At 69.8% G+C, this 24,045-nt stretch carries 22 protein-coding genes; 9 read left to right on the top strand and 13 right to left on the bottom strand.

Translation table 11 applies throughout. The annotated features are described in order from the left end of the window. Nucleotides 1–19: 19 nt before the first annotated feature. Complete coding sequence (locus QTI68_RS07220; RefSeq protein WP_286520620.1) at nucleotides 20–1,018, top strand: Bug family tripartite tricarboxylate transporter substrate binding protein; 999 nt, start codon at nucleotides 20–22, stop codon at nucleotides 1,016–1,018. Here QTI68_RS07220 and QTI68_RS07215 read toward each other — a convergent pair. Both QTI68_RS07215 and QTI68_RS07210 read right to left on the bottom strand, forming a co-directional pair. Continuing rightward, nucleotides 1,005–1,703 (bottom strand): DsbA family oxidoreductase, encoded by a 699-nt coding sequence (locus QTI68_RS07215; protein ID WP_286520619.1) that lies wholly within the window; start codon nucleotides 1,701–1,703, stop codon nucleotides 1,005–1,007. The genes QTI68_RS07220 and QTI68_RS07215 overlap by 14 nt on opposite strands. 143 nt (nucleotides 1,704–1,846) lie before the next feature. Then, the gene (locus QTI68_RS07210; RefSeq protein WP_286520618.1) at nucleotides 1,847–2,488 is read right to left on the bottom strand and encodes a VIT1/CCC1 transporter family protein; all 642 of its coding nucleotides are present in this window, start codon (nucleotides 2,486–2,488) and stop codon (nucleotides 1,847–1,849) included. Between the two features lie 86 nt (nucleotides 2,489–2,574). Between QTI68_RS07210 and QTI68_RS07205 the strand changes: the two genes are divergently transcribed. The 3 genes from QTI68_RS07205 (at nucleotide 2,575) to QTI68_RS07195 (ending at nucleotide 5,031) form a co-directional block, all read left to right on the top strand. Beyond that, the gene (locus QTI68_RS07205; RefSeq protein WP_286520616.1) at nucleotides 2,575–3,801 is read left to right on the top strand and encodes a DUF2252 domain-containing protein; all 1,227 of its coding nucleotides are present in this window, start codon (nucleotides 2,575–2,577) and stop codon (nucleotides 3,799–3,801) included. A 52-nt stretch (nucleotides 3,802–3,853) separates the two neighbouring features. Continuing rightward, on the top strand, nucleotides 3,854–4,723 hold the full coding sequence (locus QTI68_RS07200; protein WP_286520615.1) for an amino acid ABC transporter substrate-binding protein: 870 nt from the start codon (nucleotides 3,854–3,856) through the stop codon (nucleotides 4,721–4,723). 77 nt (nucleotides 4,724–4,800) lie between these two features. Then, on the top strand, nucleotides 4,801–5,031 hold the full coding sequence (locus QTI68_RS07195) for a hypothetical protein (RefSeq protein WP_286520614.1): 231 nt from the start codon (nucleotides 4,801–4,803) through the stop codon (nucleotides 5,029–5,031). Here QTI68_RS07195 and phaZ read toward each other — a convergent pair. From phaZ to QTI68_RS07175, 4 genes are read right to left on the bottom strand one after another with little or no spacing between them, the layout of a single operon-like run. After that, complete coding sequence (gene phaZ / locus QTI68_RS07190; protein ID WP_286520613.1) at nucleotides 5,028–5,849, bottom strand: poly(3-hydroxyalkanoate) depolymerase; 822 nt, start codon at nucleotides 5,847–5,849, stop codon at nucleotides 5,028–5,030. The genes QTI68_RS07195 and phaZ overlap by 4 nt on opposite strands. Further along, on the bottom strand, nucleotides 5,846–7,513 hold the full coding sequence (locus tag QTI68_RS07185) for an alpha/beta fold hydrolase (protein ID WP_286520612.1): 1,668 nt from the start codon (nucleotides 7,511–7,513) through the stop codon (nucleotides 5,846–5,848). Before QTI68_RS07185 ends, phaZ begins: the two co-directional genes overlap by 4 nt. Continuing rightward, nucleotides 7,510–7,980 (bottom strand): MaoC family dehydratase, encoded by a 471-nt coding sequence (locus QTI68_RS07180; protein WP_286520610.1) that lies wholly within the window; start codon nucleotides 7,978–7,980, stop codon nucleotides 7,510–7,512. Before QTI68_RS07180 ends, QTI68_RS07185 begins: the two co-directional genes overlap by 4 nt. Before the next feature lie 23 nt (nucleotides 7,981–8,003). After that, a complete protein-coding gene (locus QTI68_RS07175; protein ID WP_286520609.1) occupies nucleotides 8,004–9,230 on the bottom strand; it encodes a porin in 1,227 nt (408 codons plus the stop codon). 239 nt (nucleotides 9,231–9,469) lie between these two features. On the opposite strand from QTI68_RS07175, the gene QTI68_RS07170 reads away from it, so the two are divergent. Continuing rightward, nucleotides 9,470–10,684 carry a serine hydrolase domain-containing protein gene (locus tag QTI68_RS07170; RefSeq protein WP_286520608.1) on the top strand — a complete coding sequence of 405 codons (1,215 nt, stop codon included), beginning with the start codon at nucleotides 9,470–9,472 and terminating at the stop codon, nucleotides 10,682–10,684. 74 nt (nucleotides 10,685–10,758) lie between these two features. Here the strand turns inward: QTI68_RS07170 and QTI68_RS07165 are convergent, their stop codons facing one another. Genes QTI68_RS07165 through QTI68_RS07145 form a run of 5 tightly spaced genes read right to left on the bottom strand, consistent with a single transcriptional unit; the run spans nucleotide 10,759 to nucleotide 16,591 of the window. Continuing rightward, the gene (locus tag QTI68_RS07165; protein WP_286520606.1) at nucleotides 10,759–12,495 is read right to left on the bottom strand and encodes an acetyl/propionyl/methylcrotonyl-CoA carboxylase subunit alpha; all 1,737 of its coding nucleotides are present in this window, start codon (nucleotides 12,493–12,495) and stop codon (nucleotides 10,759–10,761) included. Next, nucleotides 12,492–14,102, bottom strand: coding sequence for a 5-oxoprolinase subunit B/C family protein (locus QTI68_RS07160; protein WP_286521538.1), 1,611 nt, complete (start codon nucleotides 14,100–14,102; stop codon nucleotides 12,492–12,494). The genes QTI68_RS07165 and QTI68_RS07160 overlap by 4 nt, the downstream gene beginning before the upstream one ends. Continuing rightward, entirely contained in the window at nucleotides 14,102–14,884 is a 783-nt protein-coding gene (locus tag QTI68_RS07155) for a LamB/YcsF family protein (RefSeq protein WP_286520604.1), read from the bottom strand. Before QTI68_RS07155 ends, QTI68_RS07160 begins: the two co-directional genes overlap by 1 nt. 10 nt (nucleotides 14,885–14,894) lie before the next feature. Then, nucleotides 14,895–15,851, bottom strand: coding sequence for a DUF979 domain-containing protein (locus QTI68_RS07150; protein WP_286520603.1), 957 nt, complete (start codon nucleotides 15,849–15,851; stop codon nucleotides 14,895–14,897). A gap of 2 nt (nucleotides 15,852–15,853) precedes the next feature. Further along, on the bottom strand, nucleotides 15,854–16,591 hold the full coding sequence (locus tag QTI68_RS07145; protein ID WP_286520602.1) for a DUF969 domain-containing protein: 738 nt from the start codon (nucleotides 16,589–16,591) through the stop codon (nucleotides 15,854–15,856). Between the two features lie 187 nt (nucleotides 16,592–16,778). On the opposite strand from QTI68_RS07145, the gene QTI68_RS07140 reads away from it, so the two are divergent. Next, nucleotides 16,779–17,492 (top strand): GntR family transcriptional regulator, encoded by a 714-nt coding sequence (locus QTI68_RS07140; protein WP_286520601.1) that lies wholly within the window; start codon nucleotides 16,779–16,781, stop codon nucleotides 17,490–17,492. Nucleotides 17,493–17,496: 4 nt separating this feature from the next. Here QTI68_RS07140 and QTI68_RS07135 read toward each other — a convergent pair whose 3' ends face one another. Further along, a complete protein-coding gene (locus QTI68_RS07135; protein ID WP_286520600.1) occupies nucleotides 17,497–18,099 on the bottom strand; it encodes a DJ-1/PfpI family protein in 603 nt (200 codons plus the stop codon). A gap of 63 nt (nucleotides 18,100–18,162) precedes the next feature. On the opposite strand from QTI68_RS07135, the gene QTI68_RS07130 reads away from it, so the two are divergent. From QTI68_RS07130 to QTI68_RS07120, 3 genes are read left to right on the top strand one after another with little or no spacing between them, the layout of a single operon-like run. Continuing rightward, nucleotides 18,163–19,497: an aminotransferase-like domain-containing protein gene (locus tag QTI68_RS07130; protein WP_286520599.1), complete on the top strand. Its 1,335-nt coding sequence runs from the start codon at nucleotides 18,163–18,165 to the stop codon at nucleotides 19,495–19,497. A gap of 51 nt (nucleotides 19,498–19,548) precedes the next feature. After that, complete coding sequence (locus tag QTI68_RS07125; RefSeq protein ID WP_286520598.1) at nucleotides 19,549–20,265, top strand: EAL domain-containing protein; 717 nt, start codon at nucleotides 19,549–19,551, stop codon at nucleotides 20,263–20,265. 14 nt (nucleotides 20,266–20,279) lie between these two features. Beyond that, complete coding sequence (locus QTI68_RS07120; RefSeq protein ID WP_286520597.1) at nucleotides 20,280–22,928, top strand: diguanylate cyclase domain-containing protein; 2,649 nt, start codon at nucleotides 20,280–20,282, stop codon at nucleotides 22,926–22,928. 34 nt (nucleotides 22,929–22,962) lie between these two features. On the opposite strand, the gene QTI68_RS07115 is transcribed toward QTI68_RS07120, so the two are convergent. Continuing rightward, entirely contained in the window at nucleotides 22,963–23,991 is a 1,029-nt protein-coding gene (locus QTI68_RS07115; protein WP_286520595.1) for a zinc-dependent alcohol dehydrogenase, read from the bottom strand. Nucleotides 23,992–24,045 lie beyond the last annotated feature (54 nt).

Genomic DNA, 24,045 nt, shown 5'->3' with positions numbered 1-24,045 from the left:
AGTTAGAAGGAAACCGAACATGAATCCGAATCAATGGCGGCGCCGGATGATCCAGGCCGCGTGCGTGTCCTGCCTCGGCATTTCGGGTCTCGCGATGGCGCAGGCCCAGCCGGCGGCGAAATGGCCCGAGAAGATGGTGCGCGTGATCGTGGCCGGCCCGGCCGGCGGCACCGCCGACATCATCGCGCGCCTGGTGGCCGACCAGATGTCGAAAGACACCGGCCAGCCCTTCGTGGTCGACCCCAAGCCCGGCGCGGGCGGGGTGCTGGCGGTCAACGAGCTTTCGATCGCGCCGCACGACGGCCACACCCTGCTGGTGGGCGTCAACTCGCTGGTGAGCGAGATCCCGCACATCATCAAGCTGCGGGTGGACATGGCCAAGGAGATCAAGCCGGTGGCGGAACTCGGCCACGGCGGCCTGGTGATGGTCGGCGCGCCCACGGTGCCGGCGAAGAACTTCCGCGAGCTGCTGACATGGGTCAAGGCCAACCCCGGCAAGGTGAGCTATGCCTCGTACAGCCCGGGCACGGTGTCGCACGTGGCGGGGCTGCAGCTCAACAAGGCGGCCGGCCTCGACATGACGCACGTCGGCTACAAGGGCTCCACGCCGGCGCTCGCCGACGTGATGGGCGGCCACGTGCCGCTGATGTTCGACGGCATCGCGACTTCGCTGCCGTTGATCAAGGCCGGCAAGATCAAGGCCTTCGCGGTGAGCACGCCCAAGCGCTCGCCCCTGCTGCCCGAGGTGCCGACCTTCGCCGAGCTGGGCTATCCGCAGCTGGAGACCGTCTCGTGGATGGGCCTCTGGCTCAAGCCCGACGTGCCCGCCGCGGTGCAGGCCAGCGTGCGCGAGGCGACGTTGAAGGCGCTGGCCCAGCCGGCGCTGCGCGCGCATCTGCTCGACACCGGGCTGGAGGCCGGCGGCACCCGCACGCCCGAGGAGCTCACGGGTTCGCTCGCGGCTGACTACCGGCGCGTGGGCGAGGTGCTCAAGTCGATCGACTTCAAGCCGGAGTGAGTGCGCGCAGCATGGCGTCCAGCAGCGTGTCGGCCGACACGGCGCCGGCCAGCGCCAGCGATGCGTCGAACACGAAGAAGGGCACCCCGCTGACCAGGTGGCGCACCTTGGCCTGCGGGTGGCGGCCCTGGCTGCGCTCGCCGCCAGGGACCGGAGCCTCGGCCGGCAGCCCGCATTCGCGCGCCAGCTGCGCGAGCACGGAGGCGTCGCCGATGTCCCGGCCGCCGTTGAAGTAGGCCATGAAGATGCGGTCGATCAGCTGGCGCTGCTGGACCTCGGTGCCGACCGCGGCCGCCTGCGCGACCCGGGCGTGGGCGGCGGCCGTGTTCGGCATCACGGCGATCCGGTCGAAGGCGAACGGGACCCCGGCCGCCTGGCCGGCCTGCAGCACCTGCGCGCGCCGCCTGGCGACGGCTTCGGGACTGCCCAGGCGGGCCACATAGAAGGCCTGGTAAGGCAGGCCGGCCGCCGGCACGTCGGGCAGCAAGGGGTACGAATGCCAGACCATGTGCAACCGCACATCGGGCCGCAGTTCAGCGAGACGGCTGGCGGCGGCGTCGAGCTGGCGCTTGCCGATCAGGCACCAGGGGCAGACGAAATCGAAGTAGACCTCGACCGTCAGCGTGGGCTGGGTGCCCGCGTCCTCGCGGTCTGCGGCGGCCAGCGCCGGCTCGGGCGAATGCATGCTGTGCTCCTGTGGAAGGGGGCCGCACCCGGGTGGCGCGGCAAGGGGCGGACCCGTGGGGTCCGTGCCGCCAATCTATCGTCCGGACGTCCCGGCGGCCCCCTCCGCGAAGGAGGGGGAGGGTCGGCCGCGGGGCCGCGCGCTCAACCGCCCAGCGCGATGACGATCAGTTCGATGGTCACGCCCAGCACGACCATCAGCAGTGCGGCCCGCCAGGGCGGGGTGCCGGCGTAGCGGCCCCATTCGTAGCCGCAGAGAAACAGCATCACGATCGCGATCGCGGCGGACGCGCGCATCGCGGTGCGCAGGTCGGAGAAGAAAAGGAAGGGCAGCGTCGGCGGAAAGGTCGAAAGAAAGACCAGCAGGAAGACGCCCAGGCCGCCGACCACGTCCTTCCGCTTCAGCACGCGGGCCGGCGCGACGTGCGCGGGCTGGGCCAGCATCCATTGGCGCGTGCGTTCGAAATCCTGGCGCCCGAGCGCGTCCGACAGCGGGCCGATCTCCTGGGCGATCAGTCCATGCGCTTCTTCGGGTTGCTGGCTGGAGACCACCCGGCGCCAGAGCATCGCCTGGCGCGCGCGGCCGACGATGCGGCGCAGCATGAACATCACGCCGTCGACGAGGCCCCAGGCGATGTTGCAGCCGATGGCCGCGATCAGCATGGCGCGCACCTCCTTCGGTCCCGCCGAAGCCACGCTCAGCGTGCCGGTGAAGGTCAGGACCATGAAGAGCCCGAACAGGATCTCCGAGTTGCGATCGATCGGGTCCAGCACACGGTTGTTCATGTTTTCTCCATGCGGTCGGGCATCACGGGTCGACGCAGTGTACGTGCAGTGCTAGGCTCGAATGGACCGTACCTGGAGGTGCAGACATGGACGTCGTACGCGAGATCCTCGCCTTCAACGCGAACCGGGACCCGGAGCGGCTGCAACTCAAGTACCGCAACATGCGCACCAGCCCGTTCGTGTTCCTGCGCGGCACCTGCCATCTCTTCTACGACCGCCTTCCGGGCGGCGGCATCTTCCGGTCGGCGCCTCTGGGGTGGGTCTGCGGCGACCTGCATCTTGAGAATTTCGGCAGCTACAAGGGCGACAACCGGCTGGTCTACTTCGATATCAACGACTTCGACGAGGCGGCGCTGGCGCCGGTGAGCTGGGACCTGGTCCGCTGCCTGGCGAGCCTGTGGGTCGGCGGCGAGACGCTCACGGCACGCCGCCGCGAAACGCGGAAGCTCTGCGAGATCTTCCTCGAAAGCTATGCGACGACCCTTCGCGCGGGCAAGGCCTACTGGGTGGAGCGCGACACGGCGCAGGGCCTGGTGGGGGCGCTGCTCGACGGCCTGCGGCAGCGGCAGCGCACGCAGTTCCTCGCTGCGCGCACCGAGCTCAGGGCGCGTCGTCGCGTGCTGCGGATCGACGGCAAGAAGGCGCTCGCCGTCGACAAGGCGCAGGACGCGGCTGTCCGCGCGGTGGTCGCACAGTACGCCGAGGCGCAGCCGAACCCGGACTTCTACCAGGTGCTCGACGTGGCGCGCCGCATTGCGGGCACCGGCAGCCTGGGCGTCGACCGCTATGCGATCCTGGTCGAGGGCAAGGGTTCGCCGGACGGCAACTACGTGCTCGATCTCAAGCAGGCGCTTGCGTCGTCGCTGACGCCGCACCTGAAGGTGGCGCAACCGAAGTGGAAGTCGCAGGCGCACCGCGTGGTGGCGCTTCAGCGTCGCCTCCAGGCGGTGTCGATGGCCTTTCTGCAGCCGATCGTCGCCGGCGGTACGCCCTACGTGTTGCGCGCATTGCAACCGACCGAGGACCGGGTCGTGCTCGGCGGCCAGTCGGCCAGGAATCTCGCCGACCTCGAAGGCGTGATCGCGGTGATGGGCAAGCTGGTGGCGTGGGCCCAGTTGCGCAGTTCCGGGCGCGAAGGATCGGCCACCGCCGACGCGTTGATCGATTTCGGCGGCCGCGCGAAATGGAGGGGCCGCCTGCTGGAAGCATCGGCGGAATGTGCCGCCCAGGTGCGCGCGGACTGGTCGGCCTATTCGGCGGCCTATGACGACGGCGCCTTCGCCGGTCCGTCGGGCGGGCATGGACGGCGCTGACGGCGGCAAGCACAATGCACCCGCTCCCGGTCATGTGGGGCAGGAGGAATCCATGAAAGCTCGGTTGCTGGCGCCGTGTGCGCTCGTGCTCGTCTCTGCCTTGCTCGGCGCCTGCGCCAACCCGCCCGGCGCGGCAGCCGGTGCTCCGCTGCCGCGGGTCGCGCAGACGCAGACCCTCAAGCTCGGCTACCGGGAGGATGCACAGCCCTTCTCCTTCAAGGGGTCCGACGGCAAGCCGGCCGGCTACTCGGTGGCCTTGTGCCAGCGGGTGGCGGCTTCCATCCAGGCGCAGCTCAAGCTGCCCAAGCTCGATGTGCAGTGGGTTCCGGTGACCGCCGCCACGCGGATGCAGGCGGTGAACGACGGCACCGTGGACATCGAATGCGGCAGCACCACGCGCACGCTGGGCCGCGAGCAGCAGGTGGATTTCAGCAACACGATCTGGGTCGAGGGTGCCTCCTTCGTGACGCAGGCCTCGTCGCCCATGGCGCGCCCGGCCGACCTGAACGGCAAGCGCGTGGGCGTCATCCCCGGCACCACCACCGAGGCGGTACTCAAGAGGCTGTCGGCGCGCGGCATCGCGCCCGTGCTGGTCCCGATGCAGACGCACACCGAGGGCATCGCGGCGGTGCGCACCGCTCGCGTCGACGCCTACGCCACCGACCGCCTCATCCTGCTGGGCGAAGCGCTCGGCCAGCCCTCCACGGTGGCGCTCAAGCTCAGCGACGACTACCTGTCCATCGAGCCCTACGCGCTGATGATGCGGCGCGACGCCGACCTGCGGCTGGCGGTGAACCGCGGGCTGGCCGAGACCTACCGCAGCGGCGCGATCACCGAGGTGTTCCGCCAGTCCTTCCCGGCCGGCGCCCGGCCCTCGCCGCTGCTCGAGGCGGTGTACATCCTGAACGCGCTGGAGGAGTGACCGGGCCGTCTCCACCGCGCTCGCCGCCGGCACGTCGCAGTGCTACGCTATGCGGCACACGAGCGCAGGAGACAACCATGACGGCCAGCTACGTGGAAATACAAGGCGCCCAGGCGGATGTCGATCTCTGGGACGGGCTGATCAGGGACCACAACGCCCTGATCGTCGCCATGATGCAGAAGATGTCCGAGGTCGCCAACGCGGACGCGATGTGGTTCGACGAGCGGATCACGGAGGCCGAAGGCATCGAGAATCGCCTGGTCGTCGGACTCGACCGCGCCCAGCGCCGGCTGCGTGGATTGATTTAGGCCGCGTGCTGGTCCATGAACCGCTCGACGCGCCGCGCGGTCTGCGCGGCGCGGGTCAGCACGAAGAGATGCCCGCAGTCGACCGTCTCCAGCGTCGCCCGGGGCAGCCCGGCCGCGATGATGCGGCCGTTGACCGGCGGCACGATCGGATCGTCGCTGCCCATCATCACCAGCGCCGGCGCCTGCACCCGCTTCAGCCAGGGCCAGCTGGTCCAGCCCGCGGTGGCGAGCAGCTGGTAGAAGTAGCCGTGCCAGCTCGGGCTGCGCATGGATTGCGCATGCAGCTGCAGCAGCTCGCTCTCGAAGCGCAGTTCGCCGCCGTAGAGCTCGCCGCCGATGCGCATCAGGTAGGCCGGATCGACATAGCGCCGCGGGCTCAACATCTTCAGCAGCACGTTGAGCCGGCCCGGCACCATGACGATGCCCGCGCAGGTGGCGGCCAGTGTCAGCGTGCTGCAGCGGCGCGGATGGTTGATCGCGAACTCCTGCGCCGCGGCACCGCCCCACGAGACGCCGAACACATGGGCGCGCTGCACGCCCAGGTGGGTGAGCAGGTCGGCGCCCAGGCGCGCGATGTCGCGCGGACGGTAGGGCAGCCAGGGCGCGGGCGATTCGCCGACGCCCGGCGCATCGAAGGTGACGACCCGGGTGTGCGAGAAGCGGGCGATGAAAGGCGCCAGCGTCTCGACGCTGGCGCCGATGCCGTTGAACAGCAGCAGGGTGCGTTCGGCGTCCTGCGCGCCGCCGATGGCGACGCGCAGGCGCTGGGTTCCGATGCGGACCGGGAAGGTCTCCAGAGGCCGGACCCCGGCCTTCATTCGGCCGCCGACCCGGTGGGCCCGAGCACGTAGGTTCCCGGTGCCGTGCACAGGGCCGGATGGTCGCGCGAGCCTTCACGGGCCGGTGCCCGCTTCTGCGCGTCGGAGCGCGCCGCGAGCCAGGCCGTGAGGTGCGGCCACCAGCTTCCTTCGTTCGCCAGGCTGCCCGATTCGAAGCCCTCGGGCGTGTCGTGCGCATCGGCGTTGGTCAGGAACGACGCCTTCTTGCCGCCGGGCGGCGTGACGATGGACTGCACGTGCCCGCTCGAGGTCAGGACGAACTCGCTGTGCCCGCCGAGCATGCGGCGGGTCTGGTAGCAGCCCTCCCAGGGCGTGATGTGGTCGGTGCGGCCGGCGACGATGTAGCTGTCGCAGGCGACGTTGGCGAGCGACAGCGGCAGCTCGCCGATCGAGAGTCCGCCTTCGTGCGCCAGCGCATTGGTCTCCAGCAGCGCGATGAAGTCGGCATGCAGCCGTGCGGGCAGGCGCGTGGTGTCGGAGTTCCAGTAGAGGACGTCGAAGGTCGGCGGCTTCTCGCCCATCAGGTAGTTGTTGACCCAGTAGTTCCAGATCAGCTCGTTCGGCCGCAGCCAGGCGAAGACCTTGGCCAGGTCCTTGCCCTGCAGCACGCCGCTGCCCCCGCTGGCCGTGCGCGCGAGCTCGAGCGTTTCGAGGTGCGCGAACAGGCCCATGGAACTGTCGGCGATGCCTTGCACGTCGAGCAGCGACACCAGCAGCGTGAGGCTTCGCGCCCAGTCGCTGCCCTTGGCCGCCAGGTAGGCGAGCAGGGCCGATGCGGTGATGCCGCCGGAGCAGGCGCCCAGCACATGCATCTGCGGCGCGCGGGAGATGTCGCGCACGGCCTGCATGGCCTCTTCGAGCGCCAGCACGTAGTCTTCCAGCCCCCAGCCCGACTGTGCCGCGCCGGGATCGAACCAGCTCACGACGAAGACCTGGAAGCCCTGCTGCACCAGGTACTCGATCAGGCTGCGGCCGGGCGCGAGGTCCCAGATGTAGTACTTGTTGATTTGCGGCGGCACGATGAAGAGCGGCGTGCCGTGCACCTTCTGTGTTTGCGCCCGGTACTGGACCAGCTCCAGCATCGCATGCCGATACACGACCGAGCCGGGCGTGACCGCGAGGTTCTCGCCGACGCCGAAGGCGGTGCCGTCGACCATCGCGGGCAGGCCGCCGTTGTCGCGCCAGTCGGTCACCAGGTTGCGTGCGCCGTCGAGCAGATTGCGCCCGCCGGTATCGAGCGTGCGGCGCAGCGCCGCCGGATTGCCCAGCAGCGTGTTGGTCGGCGCCAGCGTGTCGGCGACCATGCCCAGCGCCATGCGGGTGCGGGCCTCGTCGCGTGGCGACAGATCGAGTTCGCCGGCCAGGCGCTGGGCTTCCCGCACCAGCGCCAGGTGGCTGTGCATCAGGCCGCGATAGAGCGGATTGCCCTGCCAGGCCGGATCGTCGAAGCGGCGGTCGCCGGCGGCGGGCTCGACGGTCGAGCGGCCGATGGCGACGTCCAGCAGGGCCGCGCCGGACCGGTGCAGGCTCTGCAGGGCCTCGACCGGACGGGTGCCGACGGCGGCGGCGAGCGCGGCCAGCGAATCGGCAAGCCGCGTGCCGTCGCGAGGCAGGTCGTCGCGGATGTGCGCACCGGTGCTCATGCCATCACCAGCGCAAGCGATTCGGCCACCATCACGGAGCCCCATGCCTCGCCACGGGCATGCGCCGTGTTGCGGCAGCGGACCAGCCACTGGCCGGGCTGCTTCTCAGTGACCTCCGCCAGTTCCACTTGCAGGCGGACATAGCTGCCGCTGGGCACCGGCGCGAGGAAGCGCACGCGGTCGAAGCCGTAGTTGAGCACGCCGCTCGCGTCGGCCGGATAGACGCCGAGCTCGAAATGCGCCGCCGGAATCAGCGACAGCACCAGCAGGCCGTGCGCGATGGTGTGGCCGAATGGCCCCTGCGTGCGGGCACGATCGACGTCGACATGGATCCACTGGCTGTCGCCGGTGCAGCCGGCGAAGCTGTCGATGCGCCGCTGGTCGAGCAGCACGGGGGCCGCGTGGCCGAAGTCGTGGCCGACATGCGCCTTCAGCGCGGCCAGGGTGTAGTCCTTGGGGATGTTCATGGTGAGTCCGCTGTCCGCCGCTCTCAGAAGATGTGGCGGATGCCGACGTCGTAGCCGGTGGAGGTCTTGGCGGTCGGCACGACGCCGTTGATCGGCTTCGCGTAGAAGGCCGGCCCGCCCACCGTGAGGTCGGCGCCGCCCTTGTTGTCGATGCGGGCCGCGGTCGCGTACAGGGCCGTGCGCGCCGACAGGTTGTACACGTAGCCGAGGGCGAACTTCTCCGACTTCGGATCCGGCGACAGGCCGGGGATGAGCTGGTTCAGGGCGGTGACGTTGTTGTACTTGACCTGGGTGTAGACGGCGCGGATCAGGCCGGGTCCGACCGGCACGGTGGCACCGACCAGGGCGCCGTTGGCACCGGGGCTGGTGAAGCCGAAGGCATTGGGCAGCGGCGGGATGCCGGAGAAGTCGGTCTTGGTCTTGTTGTGCGAGTACTCGCCGAACAGCTTGACGACTCCGAAGTCGTAGGTGGCGCCGAGGTTCCAGATGTCGAGATAGCTCGTGGTGCCCTGGAAGAACTGGTCCCCGATGGTGCTGCGGGCGGCCGCCACGGCGACATCCAGCGGGCCTTTGGCGTAGCCGAAGCGCCCGCCCACATAGCGGCCGGCGCGCTGGCTGTTGGGCACGTTCGGCGTCAGCGTGCCCGGGTCGTACTTGGTCGCCTCGTTGAAGGCGTACATGAGTTGGCCGTAGAAGCCGCCCAGGTTCGGCGGCAGGAAGTAGCCCACCGAGTTGGAGGCCCGGACATAGTTGGGATTGCCCTGGAAGCCGTTGGCCACCTGGCCCGGAGTGTTGAAACCGCTCGCGGTGGCGATCAGGTTGATGCCCACGCCGTTCGAGGTGAACGGATCCATCACGGCGTCGTTCCAGAAGGTCGGCGTGTAGTCCCGGCCGAGGCGGACCTCGCCCAGGGCGCCCGACAGGCTGACGGTCGAGCGGCGGTTGAAGGCCAGGCCACCGCTGGGCGTGACGCCGTTGCCGGTGTCGTTGAGGATCCCGGCTTCGAGCCAGAAGCTGGCGGCCGCGCCACCGCCCAGATCCTCGGTGCCGCGGAAGCCCAGGCGGCTGCCGGTGTAGCCCGAGCTGTTCTGCCCCGTGCTGCTGGTCGTGACGCCGACGCCGAACGGCGTCTCGGCCTTGTTCGAATAGCCGCTGACCGTGGCGTCGACGACGCCGAACAACGTGACGGTGGACTGGGCGGAAGCGCCGCCGGCGGCGAGGACGGTCAGGGCGATCAGGGTTTTCTTCATGGGGTCTCTGCGGTTTTGGAAATATGGCGAGGAAGTGAAGCGATCGAGCGCTGGCGAGGGCCAGCCTCGACCACCCGGTGTGCTTGCGGGACAGGCGGAATTTTGGAAGGGGGGGTGGCGTGGACGCCCCTCCTTGGCGGAGGGGGGGCGGGGCGGGGAACGCCCGAGGGCCGCGCTTGGCCGGTGCGTCCGGATTGCTGTCCAATGCGCTGCACATCATCACTTCAGTGGGTTGCAGCATGAAGCTCGGCAAGATCATCCTCGGCGCCCTCGCAGTCGCCGCCATCGCCGCCACCGCGGGCTGGTTCAGCCTGGACAAGGAAACGCGCGGGCTGCTCGCCACGCTGCCGACCGACCGCGACCTGCTGTTCTGGAGCCAGCCGCAGCGCGACGCCGCCTTCCGGGCCCTCGATCGCCTGCCGGTGCTGGCCAAGGCCCATGTCGTCGCCGCTGGCGGCAAGCCCTCGCCGTTGCCGCCGGGCCCGCCACTGGCCCTGCCCGTGGATGTCGATGCCTACATGGCCCAGCAAAGGAGTGCGGCACTGCTGATCCTCCATGACGGCAAGCTGCGCCTGGAGCGCTATGGCCTGGGCTTCGACCGCGACGGGCGCTGGACCAGCTTCTCGGTGGCGAAGTCCATCACTTCCACGCTGCTCGGCGCCGCCGTGCGCGACGGCAAGATCCGCAGCCTCGACGACAAGGTCAGCGACTACATCCAGGAGATGAAGGGCTCGGCCTATGACGAGGTCAGCATCCGCCAACTGCTGACCATGACCTCGGGCGTGCGCTGGAACGAGGACTACGCCGATCCGGACTCGGACGTGGCGCGCTTCAACAACCACCAGCCCGAGGAAGGCGTCGATGCGCTCGTGAGCTATCTGCGCAAGCTGCCGCGGGCGGTGCCGCCCGGCACGCGCTGGAACTACAGCACCGGCGAGACCAACCTGGTGGGCGTGCTGGTCGCGCGGGCGACGGGCAAGCCGCTGGCCAGCTACCTGTCGGAGAAGATCTGGGTGCCGGCCGGCATGGAGCAGCAGGCGACCTGGCTCCTGAGCCGCACCGGCCAGGAGATCAGCGGCTGCTGCATCCAGGCGGCCACGCGCGACTTCGCGCGCTTCGGGCAGTTCGTCCTCGACGGCGCGCGTGCCGGCGGGCAGCCCGTGGTGGCGGACGGCTGGCTGGCCGAGGCCACCACGCGACAGGCCGACATCGGGCAGCCGGGCCGCGGCTACGGCTTCCAGTGGTGGACCTACGACGACGGCAGCTTCGCGGCGCGCGGCATCTTCGGCCAGGGCATCTTCATCGATCCGAAGCGCAGGCTGGTGATCGCCTCCAACGGCGATTGGGCGGGCGGGGCCAACGACCGTGCCGACAGCATGGCGCGAGAGGACTTCTACAAGGCGGTGCGCAAGGCGATCGACGACGAGTCGGCGCCGGCTGCGGGAACTCGGTGAAGATTCGACTCAGGCCAGATCCCGCCTGGCGCGCTCGATGGGTCGAGTGGACGGCTTGAGTCCGACCTGCTCGGTCAATGAATCTCCGCGATGCTCGCTCCCGCGGCGACATAGGCGCCCTGCGCCGACTTCAGCGTGATGCGTCCGGTGCGATGCGCCTTGACCTGCATCTCCATCTTCATGGCCTCCATCGTGCCGATCGTGTCGCCCGCTGCGACGGCGTCGCCGTCGGCCACGGCCCACGCATGCAGGGTGCCGGAGATCGGCGCCGCGATCGATGCGGGATCGACCGTCGCCGGCGCCTCGGCCGTGCCTTCGCTTGCCGCGCCGGTGCCCGCTGCCGAGCCGAGCCCACGCAACAGCGCGGCCGGCAGGCCCAGCGCCATCCGGCGGCCGTCGATCTCCACCGCCGTCCGCACGAGCGCCACGTCCGCCAAAGGCTCGGGCCGCACCGCCGCGGCCAGCGTGTTCGCGAAGTCGGTTTCGATCCAGCGGGTGTGGACCTTGAAGGCATCGGCGGAGACGAAGTCGGCGTGCGCCATCACCGCGCGGTGAAAGGGAAGCACCGAAGCCACCCCTTCGATGCGGAACTCCTTGAGCGCACGACGCGCTCGCGCGATGGCCTGCGCGCGCGTCGCACCGGTGACGATCAGCTTGGCCATCAGCGAATCGAAAGTGCCCGGCACCGTCGAGCCCGACTGCACGCCGGTGTCGACACGCACGCCGGGACCCGAAGGCGCTTCGAAGAGGTGCACCGGTCCGGGCGTGGGCAGGAAGCCGCGGCCGACGTCCTCGGCGTTGATGCGGAACTCGAAGGCGTGGCCGCGCGGCCGGGGCGTCTCGGTGATCGACAGCGGCAAGCCGTCGGCGATGCGCAGCTGTTCGACGACCAGGTCGATGCCCGTGGTTTCCTCGGTCACCGGATGCTCCACCTGCAGGCGCGTATTCACTTCGAGAAAGGAGATCGTTCCCGAAGGGCTCAGCAGGAACTCGACCGTGCCTGCACCGACGTAGCCGGCACGCGCGCAGACATCGCGCGCGGCCTGATGGATGCGTTCGCGCTGCAGGTCGCTGAGGAATGGCGCGGGCGCTTCCTCCACCAGCTTCTGGTTGCGCCGTTGCAGCGAGCAGTCTCGCGTGCCGAGCACGACCACGTGACCGTGGGTGTCGGCGATCACCTGCGCCTCGATATGGCGCGGCCGATCGAGGAACTGCTCGACGAAACACTCGCCGCGTCCGAACGCGGTGACGGCCTCGCGCACGGCCGATTCGTAGAGATCGGCGACTTCGTCGAGCCGCCACGCGACCTTGAGCCCTCGGCCGCCGCCGCCGAAGGCCGCCTTGATGGCGATCGGCAGGCCGTTCTTCTCGGCGAAGGCGACGACCTCCTGCGCGTCGCGCACGGGTTCCGATGTGCCGGAGACCAGCGGCGCGCCGACTTCCAGCGCGATCTTGCGGGCCTGCACCTTGTCGCCCAGCGCCTCGATGGCCGCGGGCGGCGGGCCGATCCAGGTCAGGCCGGCGCCGATGACGGCACGCGCGAAGGCCGCGTTCTCCGACAGGAAGCCGTAGCCCGGGTGCACCGCATCGGCGCCGCTGCGTGCCGCCACTGTCAGCAGCTTGTCGATGTCGAGGTAGGTGTCGGCGGGCCGCTGGCCGTCGAGTCCGTAGGCCTCGTCGGCCATCCGCGCATGCATCGCGTCGAGGTCGGCATCGGCGTACACGGCGACAGACTGGACGCCGTAGTCGGCGCATGCGCGAACGATTCGCACGGCGATCTCGCCGCGATTGGCAATCAGGACTTTTTTCATGGGTTCTCTCGCGGGACGGAACGGGTGGTCGGATGGAAGGAGCGGATCGGGTTGAAGCGAACGACGGCGCCGATCGGGATCTGCCCGGCGCGATCGCGGTGATGCGGCGCCACGGTGCCGATCACTGGGTAGCCGCCGGTCAACGGGTGATCGGCAAGGAACAGCACGGGCTGGCCGCTCGGCGGCACCTGGATCGCGCCGAGCGCCGTGCCCTCGCTCGGCAGTTCACCGGCACGGGCGCGGGCCAGCGGGACTTCGCCCGCGAGGCGCAGGCCGACGCGGTTGGATTGCGGCGTCACGGACCACGACTGGCTCGCGAGCAGCGCGATCGCCTCGGACGTGAACCAGTCGGTGCGCGGGCCCATCACGACGTCGAGCACGACGACGTTGCCTGAAGTCGGCAGGTCGCCCGGCCCCGGTTCGGGCAGGCCCACCACGGCGCCGCGTTCGACCGGTCGCAGTCCGAGCCGGTCGCCGGCTTGGATGGGCGGCGGGCCGATGCGGGCCAGCGTGTCGGTCGAGCAGCTGTGCAGGACCGGGGCGACGTTGAAGCCGCCGCGAACCGCGAGGTACGTGCGGATGCCGGCGACCGGTTCGCCGAGCGTCACGGTGTCGCCGTCCGCGAGCGCCACGGCTTCATGGCGCCGAAGTGTCAGCACCGTGCCAGCGGCGTTCACGAGGCGAACCGGCGCATCGGCACCGGTGAAGGCCACCACGGCTTCGCCCCGGCAGACGAACTGGAAGCCGCCGTAGACGAGTTCGAGGCCGGCCGCGTCCGCGCGATTGCCGACCAGCCGGTTGGCCGCGCGCAAAGCGCCCTGGTCCATCGCGCCCGACGCCGACACGCCCTGTCCGGCCTGTCCATGCCGGCCCAGGTCCTGGAACAGTGCCTGCAATCCGGTGGCGACGACCTCCAGCGCCGCGACGCCGGGATCGGAGGCGACGGCCGGTTCGGCCGCCGCGATCCGCGGCGTTGGCGAGGGCGGGGCGGGCCGCCTGGCGGCGTCGACGAAGCGCACCTTGAAGCCCGGCTGCAGCAGCGCCGGCACCTCGCGGCCCAGGTCCCACATCGGCGTGGCGGTCAGGCCGATGATCTGCCAGCCGCCCGGGCTGGCTTGCGGATAGACGCCGCTGAACAGGCCCGCCAGGCCGACGGCGCCCGCGGGGATGCGCGTACGCGGTGTCGTGCGCCGCGGCACGTCGAGGCCCGGATCGCCGCCGCTCAGGTAGGCGAAGCCCGGCGCAAAGCCGGTGAAGGCGACGGTGTAGTCGCTGCCGGTGTGGCGACGGATCACTTCCTCGCGCGAGATCCCGAGCATCTGCGCGACCTCGTCGAGATCCTCGCCCTGGTAGTCGACCGGAATCTCGACCCGGGTCGCCGCGCGCGCCACCGGCGCGTGCAGGCTGCGGCCACCGATGCGCTCGACGAGTTCCTCGTGCGACACCCTCGTGGGTCGATAGCGGATCAGCAGCGTGCGTGCCGCGGGCACCAGTTCCTCGATGCCGGCGATGGGTTCGGCCTGGAGCGATTCGAGCAGGGCCAGCGTCTGCGCCAGGTCGTCGAGCTCGACCATCAGCGCGTCGAGGTTGACGGGCAGGAATCGCATCATCGCGGCGCCCCCTGGGCCGCGGCGTCGACGAAGGGCCGGATGGTCACGCCCGAGTGCTCGAGCAGGCTTCGCACCTGCCGTGCCATCTCGACGGCGCCGGGGCTGTCGCCATGCACGCAGATCGAGTCGGCCCGGATGCGTACCGTGCTGCCGTCGATGGCCTCGATCACGCCGTCGGTCGCGAGCCGCGACATGCGCGCCGCCACCGCCTGCGGATCGTGCAGCACGGCGCCCTGCAGGCGACGCGAGACCAGCGAGCCGTCGGGCATGTACGCACGATCGGCGAAGGCCTCGGACACGGTGTGCAGCCCGGCCGCCTCGGCCCAGTCGAGCAAGGGCGAGCCGGCCAATCCGACCAGCACCAGCCGGGCGTCGATCGCACGGATGGCGGCGATGACATCGCGCGCCTGGCGCTCGTCGTGCGCGATGGTGTTGTAGAGCGCGCCATGCGGCTTGACGTAGCGCACCGTGGTGCCCGCGGCCGTCGCGAGGCCCTGGAGTGCACCGATCTGGTAGATCACGTCCGCCACCAGGTCGGCGCTGGCGACGTCCATGTTGCGCCGGCCGAAGCCGGCGAGGTCGGGGTAGGCCACGTGGGCGCCCACCGCGACGCCGAGCGCCTGCGCCCGGCGCAGCGTCCGCAGGATGCCGGCCGCATCGCCCGCATGGAAGCCGCAGGCCACGTTGGCGCTGCTCACGATGCCGAGCATCGCGTCGTCGTCACCCATGCGCCAGGCGCCCAGGCTTTCGCCCAGGTCGCTGTTCAGGTCGATCTTCATCACGGAACCTTCAGCGGAACATCAGGAAGTACAGCAGGAACACGTTGCAGGTCAGCAGCGTGAGCGCGGTCGGTATCTGGGCGCGGATCACCGCGTTCTTGTCGGGCAGCTCCAGCAGCGCGGCGGGCACGATGTTGAAGTTGGCGGCCATCGGAGTCAGCAGCGTGCCGCAGTAACCCGAGAGCATGCCGATGGCGGCCATCACCGCCGGGTTGCCGTGGAACACCCCGACCAGGATCGGCACGCCCACGCCGCCCGTCATGACCGGGAAGGCCGCGAAGCCGTTGCCCATGATGACGGTGAAAAGCGCCATGCCCACCACGTACACGACGACGGCGAAGAAGCGCACGTCCATGTTGATGTAGTTGGTGGTGATGTGCGCGACGGCCTTGCCCACGCCCGCATCGGAGAACACCAGTCCCAGCATGCCGAGCATCTGCGGCAGCACCAGCGCCCAGCCGAGCGCATCGGTGAGGCGGCGCGATTCGCGGATGCCCTGCACCGGCGTTTCCTTGGTGAGCCAGCACGCCAGGCCCAGCGCGAAGATGCAGCCCACGCCCAGGCTCACCAGCGTGCTGTTCTTCGGATCGAGCAGGGGCGTGCCGCCGAACACGAGGTACTTGGCGAAGACGGTCCCGAGCATCGTGATCAGCGGGATCGCCAGCGCCGGAATGAACAGCTTGTTCCCCAGCCGCTTGGCGCTGGCCGCGTAGTCGGCCGCGGAACGCTCGCTGTGGCGGCCGACGCCCACACCGCCGAAGGCGGCGATCAGCGCCATGACCACGACGCCGATTCCGACCCACACCGGCGGCAACTGGTCGCCGACCAGGAACACCAGGGAATAGAGGCCCCAGAAGAAGGCACTCGAATAGCGCTTGGGATGCTGGCGGTCCCTGAGCGTCATGACCGCGGTGATGGCGAGTATCCCGCCGACCAGATAGTAGAGGTGAACGATCGAGAGCGTCATGATCAGGCGCCCTTCACTGCGACGTCATCGCCGGTCGCTGGCGCAGGCGCGGCGCCGCCGAGTTCGCGTTCCAGCATGCGGTCGAGCCGGCGCAGGCGCCAGGCGTGGATCAGGAAGGCGCAGGTCGCGGTCGGAATGCCCCACAGCGCGACATGGATCGGCTCGATGTCGATACCCGCCTCGCGCAGGAAGGTGGTCATGAGCACGATGGCGCCGAAGGCCACGAAGATGTCTTCGCCGAAGAACAGGCCGACGTTGTCGGTGGCGGCGGCGTAGGCGCGCAGCTTGTGGCGGATGCGGTCCGGCAGCTTGCCGTAGCGCGCTTCGGCCGCACCCTCGGCCATCGGTGCCAGCAGCGGCCGCACCATCTGCGGATGGCCGCCGAGGCTGGTGAGGCCGACCGCGGCCGTCAGTTGCCGTGCGCCCAGGTAGACGATCAGCAGGCGCCCGACCGTCGCCGACTTGATCGTGCTGATCCAGTTCTGGGCATGCTGGCGCAGCCCGTGGCGCTCGAGCAGGCCGACCACGGCCAGCGGCAGCAGGATGATCAGCGGCAGGTTGCGCGTCTTGATGAAGCCGGTGCCGATCGCCGCGAGGATCTTGTCGACCGGGAAGTGCGCGGCGAAGGCGGTGACGATGGCCGTGACGATGACGACCAGCATCGGATTGAAGCGCAGGATGAACCCCGCGATGATGACGGCGACCCCGAGCAGAGGCCAAAGGTTGATGTCGGTGGGCAAGGCGGTTACTCCTGGTGAAGGGTGGTTGGCTCAACAAATTGAATGTTCAGTTGAGTCAAAGGCATAAGATTGTTGAACAATTCAATGAAGATTGCTGGCAAGTTTCGTGCCAATCTATAGGTAAAAACCCCAGTTTTGTTGAGCAATCGCGGGGCGGTGGCAGCGCATCTGTTAGAACCAGGGCCCCATGAGGCCTGCCGCACCCCCCCCTTCTTCCCCGCCCCCCGTCCCCCTCGAGACGCAGAATCAGCCGCTCAGCGAGCGTCTGGCCGAACAGCTGCGCCTGAAGATCACCCAGGGCGAGTTCTCACCCGGCCAGCGGCTCTCCGAGCAGGCGTTGAGCGACAGCATGGGCGTCTCGCGCAACACGCTGCGCGAGGTCTTCCGCGTGCTGACCAAGGACGGCCTCGTCAAGCACGCGCCCAACCGCGGGGTGTTCGTCGCGGTTCCGAGCATCGCGTCGATCATCGACATCTACCGCGTGCGGCGGCTCATCGAGTGCCAGGCACTCGCCCAGGCTTATCCAAGGCATCCGGCCAAGAAGAAGATGCGCGACGCGGTCGAGACCGCGCTGCGTTGCCGTGCCGAAGGCGACTGGCTGGGCGTGGGCACCGCGAACATGGCCTTCCACATGGCCGTTGTCGAGCTGGCCGACAGCGAGCGGCTCAATCAACTGTTCGCGCCGGTCCTGGCCGAATTGCGGCTGGCCTTCGGGCTGTTGCGCGATCCCGAGTTCCTGCACGCACCGTACGTCGACATGAACGTCAAGATCCTCCAACTCGCGGAAGCCGGCGACTACGCGGGCGCGGCGGCCGCGCTCAACGACTACCTCGTGCATTCCGAGCGCATCGTGCTGGCGGTCTATGCGCGGCATATCAGCGACGCCGGCCGGGAGAGCTGAGACCTTATTGCGGCAGGTACGGTGCGATCTGCCCGAAGGCATTGGCGACGTACGCTTCCTTCTCCCCCACGGGCGCCACGTAGTGCAGCGCCGCCCTCGCGGCCTCGGGTCCTTCGGTGCGGGCGATGATCCAGGCCGCCAGGTAGGGTGAGGCCAGGCAGCCACCCGCGGTGGCGACGTTGCCGCGTGCATGGAAGGGCTGGTTCAGGACTTCGACGCCGGCCGCCTGCACCCAGGGCCTGGTGGTCAGGTCGGTGCAGGCCGGCACGCCGCCGAGCAGGCCGAGCCTGGCCAGGATCAAGGCGCCGGAACACTGGGCCGCGATCAGCTGCCGGCCGGAGTCGAAGGCCAGGCGCCCCATCAGCGCAGGGTCGTCGACGACTTCACGTGTCCGCACGCCGCTGCCGACGACGACGGCATCCGCATCTCGAGCGTCCGCCAGCGACGACTGGGCGCGCACGGTGACGCCGTTCATGGACGTGACTTCCGCCGTCGGGCAGCACAGCGTCACGCGCCAGTCAGGCTTCTTGATCCGGTTCAGGACGCCCAGGGCGATCAGCGAATCCAGTTCGTTGAAGCCGTCGAAGGTGAGGATGGCAATGTGCATGGTGTTGCCATCGTAGGCGCAGCGATCAATACAATCAAAAAATTGTCATGAATACACCGAACGATGGCCGAAGCCCGATACAAGCAGCTGGTCGATGAACTCGCAGCCGAGATCCGCACCGGGCGTCTTCCGCCGGGCACGCGCCTGCCCACCCATCGCCGGCTGGCCGAGCGCCACGGCCTGGGCCTGGTCACGGCGTCGCGTGTGTATGCGGAGCTCGAGGCCATGGGCCTGGTCAGCGGCGAGGTCGGACGCGGCACTTTCGTTCGGGAGGCGGCGCTTCCCTACGGCCAGGGCGTCGACCAGCAGGCGGTGGCGGCGGGCCTGGTGGACCTGAACTTCAACTACCCGTCGCTGCCGGGACAGGCCGAGCTGCTGCGCGCGGCCCTGCGACAGGTCGCCGCCGGCGGCGATCTGGAAGCGATGCTGCGCTATGCGCCCCATGGCGGGCGCATGCACGAGCGCGCCTGCGTCGCCCGGCACCTCGCGTCGCGGGGGCTGGCGGCCGAGGCGTCTTCGGTACTGATCGTGGATGGCGCGCAGCACGGCCTGGCGGTGACGGTGATGGCGCTGCTGCAACCGGGCGACGTGGTCGCGGTCGATGCGCTGACCTACCCGGGATTCAAGGTCCTGGCCGAGGCGCAACGGCTGGAACTGGCGCCCGTTCCGGCCGCGGGGCAGGGGCCCGACCTCGACGCACTGGAGCGGTTGTGCGCGCGGCGCCGGGTCCGGGCCGTCTACACGATGCCGACCCTGCACAACCCGCTCGGCTGGGTGATGAGCGCGACCCGTCGCCGCCGCCTGGCCGCGATCGCCCGGCAGCACGGCCTGCTCGTCATCGAGGACGCGGCCTATGCCTTCCTGGCCGACAACCCGCCGCCGCCGATGGCGATGCTGGTGCCGGACCGCACGGTTTATGTCTCGGGCCTGTCGAAGAGCGTGGCGACCGGGCTGCGCGTGGGCTTCGTCGTCGCGCCCCAGGCCTGGGTGCCGAGGATCGAGCGCGCGATCCGGGCCACCACCTGGTGCGCGCCGGGCGTGACGACGGCGATCGCCTGCGGCTGGCTGGAGGACGGCACGGTCGCGCGGCTCGAAGCCGAGAAGCGACAGGACGCCGCGCGGCGCCAGTCGATGGCCGGCGCCGCGCTCGCCGGCCTGCGCTGCGTGCGCCATCCGTCGTCGTACTTCGCCTGGCTGCCGCTGCCCGAAGAGGTCCGCGCCGACCGGGTCGCGGCGGCGCTGATGCGCGAAGGGGTTTCGGTGTCGACGGCCGAGCCCTTTGCGACCTCGCGGCAGGTGCCGCACGCCCTGCGCCTGGCGCTCGGCTCGGTCGCGCTCGACAGCCTGGACAGTGCCTTGAGGACGGTGCGGCGGGTGGTCGGGGAGTACGCCTTCTGAGGGCGCGGCCCCGGCACTCAACTTTCGGCGCCGGGCGCCGATAGAGGAGAGATGGCTTCCCCCACCCTCCCCGCCTTCACCATGGCGTTCCAGCCCATCGTGGACGCCGACCAGCGCGCGGTCTTCGCCTATGAGGCACTCGTGCGGGGGCTCGAGGGGGAGGGCGCACTCGAGGTGCTGGGACAGGTCGGCCCCGAGCAGCGCTTCGCCTTCCACGAGGCCTGCCGCATGCGCGCCATCGAACTGGCGGCCCGGCTGGGCATGCGGGCCAAGCTGAGCCTCAACGTCATGCCCAACGACGTGGCCGGCCAGGAGCAGTGCTTTCGCAGCGCGATGGCCGCTGCGGCGCGCTTCGGCTTCCCGGTCGAACAGCTGATGTTCGAACTCACGGAGGGCGAACGGGTGCAGAACCTGCCCGGCCTGGCGGCGTCGTTCAAGACTTTCAAGTGCTACGGCTTCACCTCGGCGATCGACGACTTCGGCGCTGCCTACGCGGGCTTCGAGCTGCTGGCGGGCTTCCAGCCCGACATCGTGAAGGTCGACATGAGCCTGGTGCGGGGCGTCGATGCCGACCCGGTGCGCCTGGCCATCGTGCGCGGCTTCGTCCAGACCTGCGGCGAGTTGCGCGTGCGCGTCGTCGCCGAGGGCATCGAGACGCGCGAAGAGTTGCGCGCGTTGCGCGGCATCGGCGTCAAGCTGTTCCAGGGCTATCTCTTCTCGCGGCCTGTCATCGCGTCCCTGCCGCCGATCGCCTGGGACGCCGAGTGATGAAGCGCATGCGCATGAACCTGCCCACCCGATCCGCGCTGCTGACGACCTCGCTGGTGCTGATGTTGGTCGGCGCCACCGCGGCCTGGCAGTACCGGCAGTTGTCGAGCGGGTACACGGCACTGCTCGGCCAGCAGCTCCAGGGCCTCGCGCAAGCCGCGGCCGCGGACCTCGACTACAAGCTCGCGATGCACCTCGCGACGCTGTCGCGAGAGGCGCGGCGCGGCGATGCCGCGACCTTCTCCGATCCCGGGCGGCGTGCGCCATTCCTCGCCCACAGCGGTCTGCGCCCGATGTTCGACGGCATCGCACTGATCGACGTCGCGGGCCACATCCTCCAGGCCGAGCCGCCGCCGGTCGCCAAGGAGGTCAGCGTGGCCGACCGCGACTACTTCCGGCGCGCCCGCGACACCGGGGTCGCCGCGGTCTCGCAGCCGCTGAGCGCGCGCACCAGCGGCGAGTCGGCGGTGCTCATGGCGGTGTCGGTCAAGGACGCCGACGGGCGCGTGCTGGGCGTGCTCGGTGGCGGCCTGAACCTGCATCGGCCGAACATGCTGGGCAACCTGGCGGCGGCGCGCCTGGGCGGCGAGGGCTACTACATCGTCGACTCCGGCGGCGAGTCGCCGGTCTACGTCGTCCACCCCGACCCGGCGCGCGTGCTTCAGCCGGTGCGAGGCGGGGAGGCGGACACCGAGTGGCGCCAGCCCGATGACCTCGAAAGCAGCGCGAAGATCGCGGCCACCGGCTGGAACGTGCATGTGGTGCTGCCGGCCCGGACCGCCTATGCGCCGCTGGCGAAGGCGCGCCGGGCGCTGCTGCTCCAGATGCTGCTGCTCGCGGTGCTGACCGGCATCCTGGTGTGGGCCGGCACGCTGTGGCTGGTGCGCCCGCTCGGCTCTTTGCATTCGGTGATCCGGCGCCTCCGCCGCAATCCCGACGCGCCAGTGTTGCTGGACGTGCGCGCGAACGGCGAGTACGGCGACCTCGCGCGCGAGTTCGATGCGCTGATGACCGAGTTGCGCACGCAGCGCAGCGAAAAGGCCGCGCTGACCGACGCCGCGCCGGTCGGCCTCTTTCGTTGCGACGAGCGGGGGCGGATGGTGGACGTCAACGATGCCTACCTGGCCATCCACGGGATCGAGCGGGCACATGCGGCCGATGGCTGGCTCGGGTGCATCCGGCCCGCGCAACGCGAGGAGACATGGCGGCAATGGCTCGCGCGGGTGGCCAGCAACGAGCCGTTCCAGTTGAAGCGCTGGATCCGGCGCTCCGACGGCAGCAGCGTGCTGGTGTCCCTGCAGATGCAGCCGATCGTCGCGGCCGGCCGGGTGGTCGGCCAGGTCGGCACGCTGATCGACATCACCGAGCGCACGCTGGCCGAGCAGGCGCTGCGCACCCAGACCGCGATCTTCGAGAAGACCACCGACTACGTGGTGCAGCTCGACAAGCATGGCCGCCTGAGCTATATGAATCCGGCGGCGCGCCAGCGCACCGGCGTGGCCCAGGACGCGCCTGTCACGCATTTCACGATGGCTGACTTCATGCCGCCGGCCACCCTGCTGCGGCTGCGGGAAACCATCGTCCCCACGGCCGTTTCCCGCGGCGTCTGGGTGGGCGAATCGGACATCTGCGGTGCCCATCCGGCGGACGTGTTTCCGGTCAGCCACATGGTCATCGCCCACCGCGACAAGGCCGGCAAGATCGAACGCTTCTCGGGCATCATGCGCGACATCTCGGAAGCCAAGGCGACCGAGGTCGCGCTCTTCGAGAGCGAGGCGCGATTGCGCACCATCGCCGATGCGCTGCCGATGCGGGTGGCGTTCATCGACACCTCGCAGCGCTACAGGTTCGTGAACCGCGCCTACGAAGGCGCCTTCGGCATCCCGCGGGAGGCGATCGTCGGCCGGACGGTGAAGGAGCTGTTCGGCAGCCGCTTTCATTCGATCGAGGCCCACGTGGCCCGGGCCCTGCAAGGGGAGCCGGTCACGTTCCAGAGCGAGCTGGTCAGCGACGGCGGCTATGCCTGCTTCGAATCGAACTACATTCCCCAGCGCGGCATCGACGGCAGCGTCCTCACGGGCTTCCACGCGGTCTCGACCGATGTCACGCGCCAGAAGCAGGAAGAGAAGCGCCTGCTGCAGCTCGCGCACGAGGACCCGCTCACCGGGCTGGCCAACCGCGCCGGCTTCAACCGGCGGCTTGAGGAAACGCTGGCGGCGGCGCCCGGGGGAGGCCGCGTGGCGGCCTTGATGTTCCTGGACCTCGACCGCTTCAAGCAGGTCAACGACCAGTTCGGCCACGGCACCGGGGATGCCTTGCTGCGCGAGGTGGCCGACCGGCTGGTCCAGGCCCTGCGGGCACGCGATTTCGTCGCCCGCGTGGGCGGCGACGAGTTCACGGTGATCATCGGGCAGGTGGCCGACGCCCAGACCGCGGCACGCATCGCCGCCAAGATCGTCGACGCCTTGAGCCGGCCCTACATGCTGAGCGGCTGCCGCGTCGACGTCAGCGCCAGCGTGGGGGTGGCCTTCCATGTCGCCGGCAGCGCGGCGACCGCCACGCAGCTGATGCTTGCCGCCGACGAGATGCTCTACCAGGCCAAGGGCGCGGGCCGCAACGACTACCGGCTGGCGGAGTTTCCCGAGGCGCGCGCGACGGCCTGAGGCGCGGATTCGCCAGGCCATCTGCACCCTGCGGTCAGCCGTCGGCCAGCTTCATCACGACGCGCCCCTCGATGGCGCCCTGGCGCATGCGATCGAAGATGCCGTTGACGTTCTCCAGCGTGTCTTCGGAGTAGACAGTGTGCACCTTGCCATCGCCGGCGAAGGCCAGGGCTTCCTGCAGGTCCATGCGGGTACCGACGATCGAGCCTCGGATGGTCTTGGCGTTGAGCACGACGTCGAAGATCGGCAGGCCGAACTCGCCGGGCGGCAGGCCGACGAGCGACATCGTGCCGCGCTTGTGCATCATGCCCAGTGCCTGATCGAAGGCCTTGCGCGAGGGCGCGGTGACCAGCACGCCGTGCGCGCCGCGCAGCGCGCGCTGCAGTTCCTTGGCCGGGTCCACCTTGCTGGCGTTGACGACGAGCTCGGCGCCGACCTTGCTGGCCAGCGCCAGCTTCTCGTCGTCGACGTCGACCGCGGCGACGTGGAAGCCCATCGCCTTGGCGTACTGCACCGCCATGTGGCCCAGGCCGCCCACGCCGGAGATCGCGATCCAGTCGCCGGGCTTGCAGTCGAGTACCTTCAGGCCCTTGTAGACCGTCACGCCCGCGCAGAGCACCGGCGCGATGGCCGAAAAGCCGATGTTCGACGGCAGGTGGCCGACATAGCCCGGGTCGGCCTGCACGTATTCGGCATAGCCGCCGTTGACGGTGTAGCCGGTCATCTGCTGGCCGTCGCACAGCGTCTCCCAGCCGGTCATGCAATGCTCGCAATGGCCGCAGGCGGTGTGCAGCCAGGGGATGCCCACGCGGTCGCCCTCCTTGACATGCTTCACGCCGGCGCCAACCGCCGAGACGTAGCCGACGCCTTCGTGGCCCGGAATGAACGGCGGGCTGGGCTTCACGGGCCAATCGCCATCGGCGGCGTGCAGGTCGGTGTGGCAGACGCCGGATGCCATGACCTTGACGACGATGCGGCCCGGCACGGCCTCGGGAACGGGGACCTCGTCGATCGTCAACGGCTGCTTGAAGGCGTGGACGACGGCGGCTTTCATGGTCGGCATGCTGTGCTCCTTGGTCGAGGGTGGAGTACCTGACTGACGCGAGCGCCTGCCCCG

The sequence above is a fragment of the Variovorax sp. J31P207 genome, from assembly GCF_030316965.1.
Taxonomy (GTDB): domain Bacteria; phylum Pseudomonadota; class Gammaproteobacteria; order Burkholderiales; family Burkholderiaceae_C; genus Variovorax; species Variovorax ginsengisoli_B.
The sequence above is the reverse complement of the archived record's forward strand: the minus strand, read 5'-3'. Positions and strand labels throughout refer to the sequence as shown.

Coding starts and splice junctions, on each gene's coding strand:
- QTI68_RS07220 (WP_286520620.1), top strand. CDS start 20: ATGAATCCGAATCAATGGCGGCGCCGGATGATCCAGGCCGCGTGCGTG.
- QTI68_RS07215 (WP_286520619.1), bottom strand. CDS start 1,703: ATGCATTCGCCCGAGCCGGCGCTGGCCGCCGCAGACCGCGAGGACGCG.
- QTI68_RS07210 (WP_286520618.1), bottom strand. CDS start 2,488: ATGAACAACCGTGTGCTGGACCCGATCGATCGCAACTCGGAGATCCTG.
- QTI68_RS07205 (WP_286520616.1), top strand. CDS start 2,575: ATGGACGTCGTACGCGAGATCCTCGCCTTCAACGCGAACCGGGACCCG.
- QTI68_RS07200 (WP_286520615.1), top strand. CDS start 3,854: ATGAAAGCTCGGTTGCTGGCGCCGTGTGCGCTCGTGCTCGTCTCTGCC.
- QTI68_RS07195 (WP_286520614.1), top strand. CDS start 4,801: ATGACGGCCAGCTACGTGGAAATACAAGGCGCCCAGGCGGATGTCGAT.
- phaZ (WP_286520613.1), bottom strand. CDS start 5,849: ATGAAGGCCGGGGTCCGGCCTCTGGAGACCTTCCCGGTCCGCATCGGA.
- QTI68_RS07185 (WP_286520612.1), bottom strand. CDS start 7,513: ATGAGCACCGGTGCGCACATCCGCGACGACCTGCCTCGCGACGGCACG.
- QTI68_RS07180 (WP_286520610.1), bottom strand. CDS start 7,980: ATGAACATCCCCAAGGACTACACCCTGGCCGCGCTGAAGGCGCATGTC.
- QTI68_RS07175 (WP_286520609.1), bottom strand. CDS start 9,230: ATGAAGAAAACCCTGATCGCCCTGACCGTCCTCGCCGCCGGCGGCGCT.
- QTI68_RS07170 (WP_286520608.1), top strand. CDS start 9,470: ATGAAGCTCGGCAAGATCATCCTCGGCGCCCTCGCAGTCGCCGCCATC.
- QTI68_RS07165 (WP_286520606.1), bottom strand. CDS start 12,495: ATGAAAAAAGTCCTGATTGCCAATCGCGGCGAGATCGCCGTGCGAATC.
- QTI68_RS07160 (WP_286521538.1), bottom strand. CDS start 14,102: ATGCGATTCCTGCCCGTCAACCTCGACGCGCTGATGGTCGAGCTCGAC.
- QTI68_RS07155 (WP_286520604.1), bottom strand. CDS start 14,884: ATGAAGATCGACCTGAACAGCGACCTGGGCGAAAGCCTGGGCGCCTGG.
- QTI68_RS07150 (WP_286520603.1), bottom strand. CDS start 15,851: ATGACGCTCTCGATCGTTCACCTCTACTATCTGGTCGGCGGGATACTC.
- QTI68_RS07140 (WP_286520601.1), top strand. CDS start 16,779: ATGAGGCCTGCCGCACCCCCCCCTTCTTCCCCGCCCCCCGTCCCCCTC.
- QTI68_RS07135 (WP_286520600.1), bottom strand. CDS start 18,099: ATGCACATTGCCATCCTCACCTTCGACGGCTTCAACGAACTGGATTCG.
- QTI68_RS07130 (WP_286520599.1), top strand. CDS start 18,163: ATGGCCGAAGCCCGATACAAGCAGCTGGTCGATGAACTCGCAGCCGAG.
- QTI68_RS07125 (WP_286520598.1), top strand. CDS start 19,549: ATGGCTTCCCCCACCCTCCCCGCCTTCACCATGGCGTTCCAGCCCATC.
- QTI68_RS07120 (WP_286520597.1), top strand. CDS start 20,280: ATGAACCTGCCCACCCGATCCGCGCTGCTGACGACCTCGCTGGTGCTG.
- QTI68_RS07115 (WP_286520595.1), bottom strand. CDS start 23,991: ATGCCGACCATGAAAGCCGCCGTCGTCCACGCCTTCAAGCAGCCGTTG.